The following is a 13281-nucleotide window of genomic DNA, read 5'->3' as shown; positions in this document are numbered from 1 at the left end:
AGGCGTGCGGCGAAGGGGCGCGTGCCACGATGCTTTCTCGACTCACAGCTCTCAGGGGGAACCATGCGCACCCGTGTCACCGCCTTACTCGTCGCGGCGGTCGTCGCGCTCACCGCGTGCACGTCCGACGGCGAGCCCGCCGACAAGCCCGGCGACGCTGACGGCAAGCCGTCCGCCGTGGCGAGGCAGCCGAGCGCCGCGCCCAGCCGGTCCGCGATCTCGGCCGCCGACACCGCCGGCCTCGAAGCGGCGGTCCGTGCCTACAACGCCGCGTACTTCGCGAACGACCCCGACACCGCCCACGGCATGCTGTCCGCACGCTGCCGGAAGCAGATCACGCCCGCCGGCATGGCCGTGCTGACCGAACGGGCCGAGCAGACCGAGCGGGCCATCGGTGACTCCGAGCCGAAGGACGTGAAGCGGTTCGAGATCGACGAGATCTCCGCCGACACCGCCCGCGTCTCGTACGGCGTCGGCCTGCCCAAGTTCGACCAGAAACAGGAGCCGTGGACCCGTGAGGCGGGGGTCTGGCGCTACGACGACTGCTGAGCCCGGCGGCGGGTGATCGACCGCACACGAACAAGCCCCGATCTGTTCCCAGATCGGGGCTTGTTCCTCAAGGGTGAGTGACGGGACTCGAACCCGCGGCATCCTGGACCACAACCAGGTGCTCTACCAGCTGAGCTACACCCACCATGACCGGCGGTTCATCCGAAGGTTTCACCGACCGGCCGAGAAAAAGTGTACAGGGTCCTGAGGGGTGCCCGCGCACACGTTTCGGCGGGGGGCGGTTCCGGGGCCGGACGGGCCCCGCCCGCGGGCTACCCCGCGGGCAGGACGTGCTTCGCGGCGATCGTGCGGGCCGTGTCCGAGTCGGGGCCGGGCTGCGGGACGAAGATCGCCTCGCGGTAGTAGCGGAGCTCGGCGATGGACTCGCGGATGTCCGCGAGGGCCCGGTGGTTGCCGTTCTTCTCGGGGCTGTTGAAGTACGCCCTCGGATACCAGCGGCGGGCCAGCTCCTTGATCGAGGAGACGTCCACGATCCGGTAGTGGAGGTACTCCTCCAGCGTCGGCATGTCCCGCAGGAGGAATCCCCGGTCCGTGCCCACCGAGTTGCCGCACAGCGGGGCCTTGCGCGGTTCCTTCACGTGCTCCCGTACGTACGCGAGGACCTGCTCCTCGGCGTCGGCGAGCGTCGTGCCGCCGGCCAGGGCGTCCAGCAGGCCGGACGCGGTGTGCATCTCGCGCACCACCTCCGGCATCGTCTCCAGCGCCGAGTCCGGCGGGCGGACGACGATGTCGACTCCGTCGCCGAGCACGTTCAGCTCGGAGTCGGTGACGAGGGCGGCCACCTCGATGAGCGCGTCGTCCGACAGCGAGAGGCCGGTCATCTCGCAGTCGATCCACACCATGCGATCGTTCATGTGTCTCACCTTACGGCCCGTGACAGCCGTACGGCCCGGTCCTGCACCAGGGTGATCACAGGGTGATCGGTGCGGGACCGGGCCGTACGTCATACAGCCGTGCGGGCTACGGTGCGCTGCGCTGGCCCGGCAGGCGGCCCGTCGCGTACAGCTCCGGCTTGCCGCCCTCCGTGGAGAGGGACGCCGACGGCGCCAGGGCGCTCGCCGCGGCCGTGCGCCGGGCCTGGAGCGGCACCGGCGCGTGCTCCGGTGCCACCGGGGGCGGCCCCGGGACGCCGTGCGGGCCGTCGTGGTGGTCGCCGGGCTTCTCGCCCTGCGGCCGCCGGGCCCGGTACGCCGCCCGGTACGCCGCCGGCGACGAACCCAGCTGTCGCCGGAAGTGCCCGCGCAGCGCCACCGGCGAACGGAAGCCGCACCGTCCCGCGACCTCGTCCACCGAGTAGTCCGACGTCTCCAGCAGCCGCTGCGCCTGCAGCACACGCTGAGTGATCAGCCACTGCAGGGGAGCGCTCCCGGTGAGCGAGCGGAACCGGCGGTCGAACGTACGACGGCTCATGTACGCGCGCGCCGCGAGCGTCTCCACGTCGAACTGCTCGTGGAGGTGCTCCAGTGCCCAGGCGACGACCTCGGCCAGCGGGTCGGCGCCGATCTCCTCGGGTAAAGACCGATCGAGGTAGCGCTCCTGGCCGCCCGATCGGCGTGGTGGGACCACCAGACGGCGGGCCAGAGCCCCTGCCGCCTCGTTCCCGTGGTCCGTCCGCACGATGTGCAGACAGAGATCGATTCCGGCCGCGGTACCGGCCGAGGTGAGTACGTCCCCGTCGTCCACGAACAGCTCGCGTGGATCGACGTGGACGGACGGATAGCGCTTGGCCAGCGTCGGCGCGTACATCCAGTGCGTCGTCGCGGGCCTGCCGTCCAGCAGGCCGGCGGCGGCCAGCACGAATGCGCCGGTGCACAGGCCGACGATGCGGGCACCCTCTTCGTGCGCTCGGCGCAGTGCGTCGAGCGCTTCCTCCGGTGGCGGTGAGGTGATCGAACGCCATGCGGGCACGACCACCGTGCCCGCCCGCGAGATCGCCTCCAGGCCGTTCGGTGCGGTGAGTTCCAGGCCCCCCGTGGTCCGCAGCGGGCCTTCCTCGCCCGCGCACACCAGTAGGCGGTAGCGCGGTACGCCGGCGTCCTGGCGGTCGATCCCGAACACCGACAGTGGTATGGAACTCTCGAAGATGGGGCCGCCGCTGAACAGCAGCACCGCGACGATCTCCTTGCGGCGTCGCCCGGACAGTTTCCGGGCCGCGGCTTCCGGCGCGGCGGTGGAGTCGTGGCTCATACTGCTAAGCCCCCCTCGGTGGTCGCGGCTCCTCGGTTGTGTCGCTCCTGCACGTTTCCCCTTGGTCCTGCACGAGTCCCCCGCCGTAAGACAGTCATGATCGAATCTACTGTGTCCCGTGGTGCCGGCGTGACCAGATCGCCAACCGGCACATTGTCGACATGGCAACTTGGCGTAAAGCATTCGATCACGAAGCGTTGCACTCGTGGGCCGTGCAGGGAAGTGCGCCTCGTCCCCGTGGCCGGTCCACGTAGGGTGCGCGCGGGCCCTGGACCCCTTTCAGTGCAGGTCGAACGGGGGGTGGAGGGGTGTTCGACCAAGGGATGCGCAGGTGGCCGAAGTTGGCTGAAAAGATACGGGGGTGTGCGCGGAAACCGGTCAGTCGACCGGCGTACTCGTGCCGGAGTTCCGTCCGCCCCCGTGCGCCCCGGAGGTCGGGCGTCCGCGTCGGCCGCGTGCGGAGGCGCGATCTTCGGCCATCGAACGGGTGGTGCCGGCGCGGGCCGCGCGGGCCGCACCGCGCTCGGACTGGCGCAGCAGGACGCGGCAGACGCCGGTGACCGCCGCGAGGCCGAGGGCCGCGCCCGTCGCGCCGGCGAGCGAGGTGCCGTACCAGACGAGGACGACCGGGACGAGGACGCAGCTGAACGCCGCCCAGCGCACCACGTCGGTGGCGGTGTCGGCGGGCGAGGGGGGCGGGGCCGGGGCCGGCGCCGGGGTGGTGGCCGGGGGCGGGGCGGCTGACCCGGCTTCGGGGGCGGGGGCCGCCGCGGGGACGGGGGCGGGCTGGGGCGCGGGGCGCGACGCGGTCCGGTGCGCTGTGCGGTGGGCGGGCACTGCGGGCTCCCTCCTGGCTCCCTCGGGATCGGCTTACGGGGGTTCAACGCGTGTTCGACCCGTCGGTCACTGGTGCAGCCCGACCGGGTTGCCGCGGGCGCGGAGTCCGGCGTTCACCTTCCCGCGTAAACCGGCTGTACGTGGCAGCAACCATTGCGTTACGGGGTCGTGCTCGTGCATGCTCCCTGGAACCCCGCGCAGCCGGTGCGGGATCTGGGCGGAGGAGGCGTGCGGACGTACCCTTGGGGGTATGGGGTTGGGAAGATGTTTCCCGGACACGGCTCCGCCGCGCACCGACGTCCCATCCACGTCGTCCCATCCACGAGGATCCGAACGCCGAGACACCCATGGCCGGTCACGAATTCTTCGACTCCGCGGACCGCGAGCGGCGGCCCGTCGCCGATCACGCGGCGGCAGAGCCCCTCGCGGCGGAAGAGGCGCGCCCTTCCTGCGATCCCGCCTTCAAGCACGGCGTCGTCGTCGGCTTCGACGGTTCGACGTCCAGTGAGCGTGCCCTCGCGTACGCCATCGGCATGGCCCGCCGCTCGGGTTCGGGCCTGATCATCGTGCACGTCGCCAACCGGCTGCCCACGACCGTGTGGGCCGGCTGCGAGCCGCCCGTCTTCGTCGACGTCCCCGATCACCGCACCGAGGTGCTCGGGCTGGAGCTGGCCTGCGCCGACTATCTCGTCGAGGTGCCCTGGATCCTCGTCGAGCGCGGTGGCGACATCTGCCACGAACTCGAAGAGGTGGGGCGGGAGTACGAGGCCGACGCGATCGTCGTCGGGTCGACGCACGGGATCGTCGGGCGCATCTTCGGGTCCGTCGCGGGCCGTCTCGCCAAGCGGGCGCAGCGTCCGGTCATCGTCATTCCCTGACCTTCGGAACGACGTTCGGAAAGCGCCTAAGTCTACTGGCGCGTAGGGGTGTTTGTGTCCTTGTGAAGGGCATAACCCGCGTGATGCCGGACCGAGTGGTGTGACGGCCACGGTAGTTGGCAGCGGCGCCGGGATGTTTGGGCGACCCCGGCGTCATGGAACGGACCCCCTTGTGATGGGTGGCATCACGTGGGGGTCCGTCTTCGTTGTGGAGCCTCTGCGGGTGGGTGGGGGTTGCTCGCGCAGCTCCCCGCGCCCCTCAAAAGCCTGGGCGCGTCCCGTTCTTGGAGGGGACTGCTACTCCACCGTCACCGACTTGGCGAGGTTCCTCGGCTTGTCGATGTCCCGGCCCAGGGCCAACGCCGTGTGGTACGCGAGGAGTTGGAGGGGGATGCCCATGAGGATCGGGTCCAGCTCGTCCTCGTTCTTCGGGACGACGATCGTCTGGTCGGCCTTCTCCTGCTCCTGGTGGGCGACGGCGAGGATCTTGCCGCTGCGGGCCTTGATCTCCTCCAGGGCGGCGCGGTTCTTCTCCAGCAGGTCGTCGTTCGGGACGATCGCGACCGTGGGCAGGGCGGGCTCGATGAGGGCCAGCGGACCGTGCTTCAGCTCGGAGGCCGGGTAGGCCTCGGCGTGGATGTAGGAGACCTCCTTGAGCTTCAGGGAGGCCTCGCGGGCCACCGGGTAACCCCGGACGCGGCCGATGAAGAGCATCGAGCGGGCCTCGGCGTACTGCTCGGCCAGCTTCTTGATCTCCTCCTCCTGCTCCAGCATCTCGGAGATCTGGCCGGGGAGCTTGCGCAGGCCCTCGATGATCCGCTTGCCGTCGCGGACGGAGAGGTCACGGGTGCGGCCCAGGTGCAGCGCCAACAGGGCGAAGGCGACCGTGGTGTTGGTGAAGCACTTCGTGGAGACGACGCAGACCTCGGGGCCCGCGTGCACGTAGATGCCGCCGTCCGCCTCGCGGGCGATCGCCGAACCGACCACGTTCACCACACCCAGGACCCGGGCGCCCTTGCGCTTCAGCTCCTGGACGGCCGCCAGCACGTCGTAGGTCTCGCCGGACTGGGAGACGGCGATGTAGAGGGTGTCGGGGTCGACGACCGCGTTGCGGTAGCGGAACTCCGACGCCGGCTCGGCGTCCGCGGGGATGCGGGCCAGCTCCTCGATCATCTGGGCGCCGATCATGCCCGCGTGGTACGAGGTGCCGCAGCCGAGGATCTTCACGCGGCGGATCTGGCGCGCCTCGCGGGCGTCCAGGTTGAGGCCGCCGAGGTGGACGGTGGAGAAGCGGTCGTCGATCCGGCCGCGCAGCACCCGGTCCACGGCGTCGGCCTGCTCGTGGATCTCCTTGTGCATGTAGGTGTCGTGGCCGCCCATGTCGTACGAGGCGGCCTCCCACTCCACGGTGGTGGGCTCGGCCGTGGTGCGGGTGCCCTCCGTGGTGTAGGTGCGGAAGTCGTCGGCCTTGAGGGTGGCCATCTCGCCGTCGTCGAGGGTGACGATCTGGCGGGTGTGGGCGACCAGAGCGGCTATGTCCGAGGCGACGAACATCTCCTTCTCGCCGATGCCGAGCACGACGGGGGAGCCGTTGCGGGCGACGACGATACGGTCGTTGAAGTCGGCGTGCATGACGGCGATGCCGTAGGTGCCCTCGACGATCCGCAGCGCCTGGCGGACCTTCTCCTCCAGGGTGGTGGCCTGGGAGCGCGCGATGAGGTGGGTGAGGACCTCGGTGTCGGTCTCGGAGAGGAACTCGACGCCGTCCGCCTCCAGCTTCCTGCGCAGGTCGGAGGCGTTGTCGATGATGCCGTTGTGGACGACGGCGACCTTGTTGTCGCCCGACATGTGCGGGTGGGCGTTCACGTCGGACGGGGCGCCGTGGGTGGCCCAGCGGGTGTGGGCGATGCCGGTGGTGCCCTTGAAGCGGGCGGGGACCTTGGCCTCCAGGTCACGGACCCGGCCCTTGGCCTTGACCATCTTCAGGCCGGCCGTCTTGGGCGAGGTGACGACGATGCCCGCCGAGTCGTAGCCCCGGTACTCCAGGCGCTGCAGGCCCTCCAGGAGCAGCGGCGCCACGTCGCGCTTGCCGATGTAACCGACAATCCCGCACATATATACGTATCCCGTTTCAGCCGTAGACGATGCGGCGCAGCTGCCTGAGCGTGAGCTCCGGTGGTGCGACCGCCCGGTATTTCAGGTCCGCCTCGATCTGTTCGAAGATCGTCGCGTTGACCAGGCCCTGGGCCTGGAGCTCGCGGTGGCGGCGACGGACGAATTCCTCGGTCGTCTCGTCGAAGTAGGCGAGCACGTCCTGGATCACACGCAGCGCCTCGCCCCGGTTGAGGGGCGAGGATCGCGTCAGGTGATCAACGAGTTCGTCGTGCACTCGGTAGATCCTGGGGCACCACAGAGTGATGTGCAAGAAATCTGCCCGAAATCGGGCAGGGGTGTGTTGAATCTCTTTGGGAGAACATTGGATCTGTCATGAGGACCTGTTCGTGCGCTGGCCACCCGGCGTCCGGCAGCCCGTCGCCTGAGGCGACGACTTTCGGACGCCATGGACACTCCTCGCATGGGCGTACCCGAGCGGCTGGCCGAGCGCATGAGCATGGCCGAGCAGCACGAGTACCTGCGCTCCACGTTCTCCCGACGCTCGATGATCAGAGGCGGCGCGGTCACCCTCGGCGCCGTCACCGGTGGCGTGTTCGTCCCGGCCACGGCCCGGGCCGCCACCCCGGCCGGTCCGGCCGCCCTCCGGACCACCTCCGTCCCGACCCTGGCCGGCACGGGCACCGAGCGCGTCGACGGCTCCCTCGTCGCCCCCTTCGGCCGCCATCTCGCCTTCGGCAACGACCCCCGCACCGAGGTCACCGTCTCGTGGCAGGTCCCGGTCGCCGTCCGGAAGCCGTTCATCCGGATCGGCGCCCACCCGCAAGACCTCTCCCGGCGCATCGACGCCGAGGTCCGCACCCTCTTCACCCCGGCCGGCGTCGGCGCGAGCGGCGATCACACGCAGTACTACGTGCACGCGAAGCTCACCCACCTCAAGCCCGGCCGCACCTACTACTACGGCGTCGGCCACACCGGCTTCGACCCGGCCGAACCGCACCTGCTGGGCACCCTCGGCACCTTCACCACCGCCCCCGCCCACAAGGAGCCCTTCACCTTCACCGCCTTCGGCGACGAGGGCGTCGGCTACCACGGCCTCGGCAACAACAGCCTGCTGCTCGGCCAGAACCCGGCCTTCCATCTGCACGCCGGCGACATCGCCTACGCCGACCCGGCGGGACAGGGCAAGACCGCCGACACCGGCTTCGACTCCCGGGTGTGGGACCAGTTCCTGGCCCAGACCGAGTCCGTCGCCAAGTCCGTGCCGTGGATGCCCGCGTACGGCAACCACGACATGGAGGCCTGGTACTCGCCGAACGGCTACGGCGGCGAGGAGGCCCGCTGGAACCTCCCCGACAACGGCCCCGACCGGAAGAACCTGCCGGGCGTCTACTCCTTCGTCTACGGCAACACGGCCGTCATCTCCCTCGACGCCAACGACATCTCCTTCGAGATCCCGGCCAACCTCGGCATCTCCGGCGGCACCCAGACCACGTGGCTCCAGGCGCAGCTGAAGAAGTTCCGGGCCTCCCGCGACATCGACTTCGTCGTCGTCTTCTTCCACCACTGCGCGTACTGCACCTCCACGGCGCACGCCTCGGAAGGCGGCGTGCGACAGGAGTGGGTGCCGCTGTTCGAGAAGTACTCGGTGGACCTGGTCATCAACGGGCACAACCACCAGTACGAGCGCACCGATGTCATCAAGAACGGCGCGGTCGTCAAGAAGCTGCCGATCGGCGGCACGGCCTACCCGGAGACCGAGGGTGTGGTGTACGTCACGGCGGGCGCGGCCGGCCGCGGTCTGTACGCGTTCAGTGCCGCGCAGTCGTACGAGGGGCACGAGGACGAGGTCGAGTCGGTGGCCTCCTTCGTCAACGTGAAGGACGGCAAGCAGAACGAGACGGTCGCCTGGTCGCGGGTGCGCTACCTCGACTACTCCTTCCTCCGGGTGGACGTGAAGCCCGCGCCGAAGGGGCACCACACCACGCTCACCGTGAGCGGCATCGCCGAGACGGGCGCGCGGATCGACCACTTCACGGTGGCGCGCCGGGCCAAGTGACCGCCGACCGCCGTCACTTGTCCCGGGTGTCCTCGTGGCGGTCCTCGAACGCCTGTCACAGGCGCTTGAGGACCGCCTGCTTGGCCAGGGTGAACTCCTCGTCCGTGAGGACCCCGGACCGGTGGAGCTCGCCCAGTTCGCGCAGGCGGCGCAGCAGGGCGTCGTGGTCCTCCCCGGGGGCGGGCCGGTCCTGGGGTGACGCGGACGGTGTGAGCTGTTTCGGTGCCGGGGCCGCGGGGTGCGGGAGCCGTGCCTGGACGGCCGCCACGACCAGGGCCATCAGTGGGTCCTTCCTGAAGCCCCACAGCTCCACGGAGTGGGGGTCGTACTTGGGCGGTGCCTTCGTCGGCGCGTTGCGCACGGTGAAGCGGAGGTAGCCGTTCTCCAGGCCGACCGAGGGCTGCCACTCGACGCCCGCTATGTCCGTCAGGGCCAGCGTCCGCGCCCCGGCCGCGGCCTTCGCGTCCTCCGTCTTCCAGTTCCACTCCAGCCGTACGCGGTCGCCGTCGAAACTCACGGTGCCGTCCCCGGCGGAGGCGGAGAGCGGGACGGCCGGGCCGGCGAGGAGATAGGCGTCGACCGCGTCGGTCGGTACCTCGTCCAGCAGCAGCGCGTCCCGGATCTCGTCCACGAGGTACTCGGCGACGCCGAACCGGTCGGCGTCGACGCTGAGCTGGTACGGGTCGTCGGCGTCGGTGAGCCGGCCGCCGGTCGCCTGGAGGAGCGGGTCGCAGCCGTCGCGCAGCCGCAGTCGCAGCCGTCCCGACCTCCTGCCCTGCTCGAAGGAGATGCCCGCCAACGCGCCCAGCGGGAGGGAGAGTTCACCCAGGGTCTTGCGGAGCAGGCTCACGCTCTTGTCGCGGCCGGGGGTCAGCCGCAGTGTGTCGCCGTCGAAGGTCCACGTGCCGTCCCGCTGGAGGATTTCCGCCATGAGGGGGATTGTTCCACCGGTCGAGGGGAGAGATGGTCTAGACCTGGAGGGGGTGAAGGGGTGATGGTGGGGAGCGCACCGTTCGACGAGTGGAGGGAGCTCTTCGTGAGACCGCACCACGGATCGACCCGCCTTCTCGGTTCGCTGCTGCTGGTGGTGGCGGCCGGGATCTTCGCCGTGGGAGCCGCACCCGTGTCCGACAACGCCCCTGCCCCCGCCCACGCCGCCACCGTCCCGCTCGGGCAGGTGATCCCGGCCCCCGCCTCGGTCCGGGCCGGCGGAGCGTCGTACCGGCTGACGAGCGGCACACGCGTCGTCGTGGCCGGCGGGCCCGAGGCCCGACGGGTGGGGGAGTACCTCGCCGGGATCCTGCGGCCCTCGACAGGGTTCCCGCTGCCCGTGACGGAACGTCAGGAGGCCGGAATCCGACTGCGGTTGGCCCCCGGGGAGACGGATCTCGGCCAGGAGGGCTACCGGCTGGAGAGCGGCCGCTCCGGTGTCACCCTCACCGCCCGCGCGCCCGCCGGACTCTTCCACGCCGTCCAGACCCTGCGCCAACTGCTGCCCGCCGCCGTCGAGAAGGACTCCGCGCAGCCGGGCCCCTGGCTGATCGCGGGCGGCACGATCAGGGACACCCCGCGCTACGGCTGGCGCGGCGCGATGCTGGACGTCTCCCGCCACTTCTTCACCGTCGACCAGGTCAAGCGCTACGTCGACCAGTTGGCGCTCTACAAGTTCAACACGCTGCATCTGCACCTCTCCGACGACCAGGGCTGGCGCATCGCGGTCGACTCCTGGCCGCGCCTGGCCTCCCACGGCGGGTCCACCCAGGTCGGCGGCGGCCCCGGCGGCCACTACAGCAAGGCCGACTACCGGGAGATCGTCCGGTACGCGGCCGCACGCCACCTGGAGGTCGTCCCCGAGATCGACATGCCGGGCCACACCAACGCGGCCCTCGCCTCCTACGCCGAGCTGAACTGCGACGGGGTCGCGCCGCCGCTCTACACCGGCACCGAGGTCGGCTTCAGCTCCCTGTGCGTCGACAAGGACGTCACGTACGACTTCGTGGACGACGTCGTACGGGAGGTGGCCGCGCTCACGCCCGGGCGGTATCTGCACATCGGCGGCGACGAGGCGCACTCCACCAGCCACGAGGACTACGTGAAGTTCATGGACCGGGTGCAGCCGGTCGTCGAGCGGTACGGCAAGACCGTGGTCGGCTGGCACCAGCTGACCGGGGCGACGCCGGCGCGGGGCGCCCTCGCGCAGTACTGGGGGCTGGACAGCACGGACGCGGAGGAGCGGGAGCGGGTGGCCGCCGCCGCGCGCAACGGGACGGGGGTGGTTCTCTCGCCCGCCGACCGGATCTACCTCGACATGAAGTACGACAAGGACACGCCGCTGGGGCTCGACTGGGCGGGATACGTGGATGTGCGCCGGGCGTACGACTGGGATCCGGGAGCGTATCTGGCGGGCGTGCCCGATGCCGCGATCCGAGGGGTCGAGGCGCCGCTGTGGACCGAGACGATCGTGACGCCGGCCGACATGGACCTCATGGTGTTCCCCAGGCTGCCGGGGGTCGCCGAGTTGGGGTGGGCGCCCGCGTCCGCGCTCGACTGGGAGGGGTACCGGGGGCGGCTCGCCGCACAGGGGCCGAGGTGGGAGGCGCTCGGCATCGGGTACTTCCGGGCGCCCCAGGTGCCGTGGCCCGCGCGGTAGGGCCCGGGGCGGGTGTGTCCCGGGCGCCGAACGGGTGAGATGCGGCGTGATGGCCCCGGAGCTAGCATGAACGAAATGGCCGCGCGAGCCCAGTGACCGGTGGCCGAACGCGGAATTGCCGCGACGTTTCCTCGCGTTCCTCGCGTTCCTCGTCTTCTTCGCACATCTTCGTGCCGCACCGTTCCCTGGGCCCGCGCACCCCGGAAGAGGAGATGGGGCACGATGGGTCAGACGGACACCCTCATCGCCGTCGAGAAGACCGAAGTGGGATACCGCGAAGGTTTCTCGAACGGGCACTACAACAACCGTCAGAAGTTTTCCCCCGCGGTTCCCGGCCTGGAATGGTCGCAGAACATGGCCTGGTGCCAGACCTTCCAGTCCTGGGCCTTCCAGCAGGCAGGTGTGAAGAGCCTGGCTCCGATGACCGCCTCGTGCCTCGCGGCGGTCAACTGGTACAAGAGCCGCGGCAGATTCTCGTACTATCCCGCGATCGGGGCGATGGTGTTCTTCGGCCCTTCGGGAGGGTCGCACGTCGGACTCGTCCACAAGTACGACGCGGACTACACGTACACCATCGAGGGGAACACGAACGCCAACGGTTCGGCCGAGGGCAACGGGGTGTATTTGAAAAAGCGCGCCCGCCGGGACGCCTATCTCTATGGATACGGGCTGCCGCAGTTCGAGGAGGGAGTGGTCACGGCCGATCCGGGGCTGAAGAACAAGCCCGGATTCACGTACATGGCCACCGCCGTCTCCCGTGAGTCCGACGGCCTGCTCGCGGCGGAGGCCGAGGAGGCGCTGCCCTGGGTGTCCGCGAACCAGATCACCTGGGCGGCCACGCACCCCACGGGCGAGGAGCAGATCACGGGCAACGGCCACGGCACGACGGCGGACGACGTCGCTCTCGTCCAGGACGCGCTGGAGAAGGTCATGGGCGTCGCCCCGGACGACCCGCACGCCGTGTTCGAGGCGGAGACCCAGGAACTCTTCGAGCGGTTCCGCGCGGAGAAGCTGGGGCACGCCGGGACGGACGGCCACGGCGCTCCCCGGCCCGCGGAACTGGTCGAACTGGGCAGGCGGTCGGACCTGTTCAACGTCCGGGCGGGCTCCTCCCCGGCCGCGGAACAGCCCTGGGTCAGCCTGAACCAGGTGGTCTGGGCCTCGACACACAGCGCCGAGGAGGAACGGGCGCAACCGGGCGGGGCGGCCAGCCCGAAGGCCGATGTGGCTCTGGTGCAGGACGGGCTGGAGAAGGTCATGCACACGCAGGCGATCGACGAACGGGGGATCTTCGAGGACGCCACACAGGCCCTCTACGACGAGTTCCGCCGGACGGTGCTGCACTACTCCGGGGGCGACGCCACCGGGACCCCGGGCATGCAGTCGCTGACGGAACTCGGGCAGCGCGCCGGGCTGTTCCGGGTCCGTGACGGGTTCCCGGCGGGCGGGCCGGCGAGTGGGGGCGGCGTCGAGGGGATGGGACAGATCGACCCGAAACAGGTGACGTTCCACCGGTTCACGGGCGAGGGCACGCCCGAGGAGTGGATCGAGCAGGCCGCCACGGCGGCGGGAGTCCAGCCGAGCCGCTACTGGGTGAAGGGCTTCCTGACGGCCATCGCGCGTGAGTCGTCGGGCAACGCCAACGCCTGCAATCTGTGGGACTCCAACGCGATAACACCTGCCGGCTTCAGCAAGGTCAAGGACTACGGGGACGGCTACCACGGCGATGGGCGGATCGTGCGGCTGAACGGCGCGCTCACGCACTTCCAGTGCTCCCGTGGCATCGTGCAGTGCATCCCGCAGACCTTCGCCCAGCGTCACGCCCCCGGTACCTCGGTGAACATCTACGACCCGGTGGCGTGCATCGCCGCCGCGATGCGGTACGTCCGCAGCCGCTACGGCGTCACCGCCGACGGGTCCAATCTCGCCAAGAGGGTCCAGCAGTTCGACCCCAGCAGGAACCCCCACCCGTACTGACGGCGAGAGCC

At 70.3% G+C, this 13281-nt stretch carries 11 protein-coding genes and 1 tRNA gene; 5 read left to right on the top strand and 7 right to left on the bottom strand.

From position 1 onward, the window contains the following. Nucleotides 1-63: 63 nt before the first annotated feature. Complete coding sequence (locus tag ACZ52C_RS23730; RefSeq protein WP_469076620.1) at nt 64-549, top strand: hypothetical protein; 486 nt, start codon at nt 64-66, stop codon at nt 547-549. A 72-nt stretch (nt 550-621) separates the two neighbouring features. Here the strand turns inward: ACZ52C_RS23730 and ACZ52C_RS23725 are convergent. The 4 genes from ACZ52C_RS23725 to ACZ52C_RS23710 form a co-directional block, all read right to left on the bottom strand. Continuing rightward, nucleotides 622-694: transfer RNA gene (locus ACZ52C_RS23725), tRNA-His, on the bottom strand. Nucleotides 695-821: 127 nt separating this feature from the next. Next, nucleotides 822-1424: an oligoribonuclease gene (orn, locus tag ACZ52C_RS23720; RefSeq protein WP_469076619.1), complete on the bottom strand. Its 603-nt coding sequence runs from the start codon at nt 1422-1424 to the stop codon at nt 822-824. 106 nt (nt 1425-1530) lie between these two features. Next, nucleotides 1531-2757 (bottom strand): helix-turn-helix domain-containing protein, encoded by a 1227-nt coding sequence (locus ACZ52C_RS23715; RefSeq protein WP_469076618.1) that lies wholly within the window; start codon nt 2755-2757, stop codon nt 1531-1533. A gap of 378 nt (nt 2758-3135) precedes the next feature. Continuing rightward, complete coding sequence (locus ACZ52C_RS23710) at nt 3136-3594, bottom strand: hypothetical protein (protein ID WP_469076617.1); 459 nt, start codon at nt 3592-3594, stop codon at nt 3136-3138. Between the two features lie 347 nt (nt 3595-3941). Between ACZ52C_RS23710 and ACZ52C_RS23705 the strand changes: the two genes are divergently transcribed. Next, a complete protein-coding gene (locus tag ACZ52C_RS23705) occupies nt 3942-4472 on the top strand; it encodes a universal stress protein (protein WP_045557712.1) in 531 nt (176 codons plus the stop codon). 297 nt (nt 4473-4769) lie between these two features. On the opposite strand, the gene glmS is transcribed toward ACZ52C_RS23705, so the two are convergent. Both glmS and ACZ52C_RS23695 read right to left on the bottom strand, forming a co-directional pair. Beyond that, complete coding sequence (gene glmS / locus ACZ52C_RS23700) at nt 4770-6587, bottom strand: glutamine--fructose-6-phosphate transaminase (isomerizing) (protein ID WP_469076616.1); 1818 nt, start codon at nt 6585-6587, stop codon at nt 4770-4772. 16 nt (nt 6588-6603) lie between these two features. Further along, nucleotides 6604-6861, bottom strand: a complete 258-nt coding sequence (locus ACZ52C_RS23695) for a hypothetical protein (RefSeq protein WP_086802204.1) — start codon at nt 6859-6861, stop codon at nt 6604-6606. A gap of 186 nt (nt 6862-7047) precedes the next feature. On the opposite strand from ACZ52C_RS23695, the gene ACZ52C_RS23690 reads away from it, so the two are divergent. Further along, the gene (locus ACZ52C_RS23690) at nt 7048-8643 is read left to right on the top strand and encodes a purple acid phosphatase family protein (protein ID WP_469076615.1); all 1596 of its coding nucleotides are present in this window, start codon (nt 7048-7050) and stop codon (nt 8641-8643) included. A 55-nt stretch (nt 8644-8698) separates the two neighbouring features. On the opposite strand, the gene ACZ52C_RS23685 is transcribed toward ACZ52C_RS23690, so the two are convergent. After that, nucleotides 8699-9574 (bottom strand): DUF4429 domain-containing protein, encoded by an 876-nt coding sequence (locus ACZ52C_RS23685; protein ID WP_469076614.1) that lies wholly within the window; start codon nt 9572-9574, stop codon nt 8699-8701. 105 nt (nt 9575-9679) lie between these two features. Between ACZ52C_RS23685 and ACZ52C_RS23680 the strand changes: the two genes are divergently transcribed. Together ACZ52C_RS23680 and ACZ52C_RS23675 are read left to right on the top strand one after the other, a co-directional pair. After that, the gene (locus ACZ52C_RS23680; protein ID WP_469076613.1) at nt 9680-11293 is read left to right on the top strand and encodes a beta-N-acetylhexosaminidase; all 1614 of its coding nucleotides are present in this window, start codon (nt 9680-9682) and stop codon (nt 11291-11293) included. A 222-nt stretch (nt 11294-11515) separates the two neighbouring features. Continuing rightward, nucleotides 11516-13270: a CHAP domain-containing protein gene (locus ACZ52C_RS23675; protein ID WP_469076612.1), complete on the top strand. Its 1755-nt coding sequence runs from the start codon at nt 11516-11518 to the stop codon at nt 13268-13270. Nucleotides 13271-13281 lie beyond the last annotated feature (11 nt).

Source organism: Streptomyces sp. NPDC034049, from assembly GCF_055575575.1.
The sequence above is the reverse complement of the archived record's forward strand: the minus strand, read 5'-3'. Positions and strand labels throughout refer to the sequence as shown.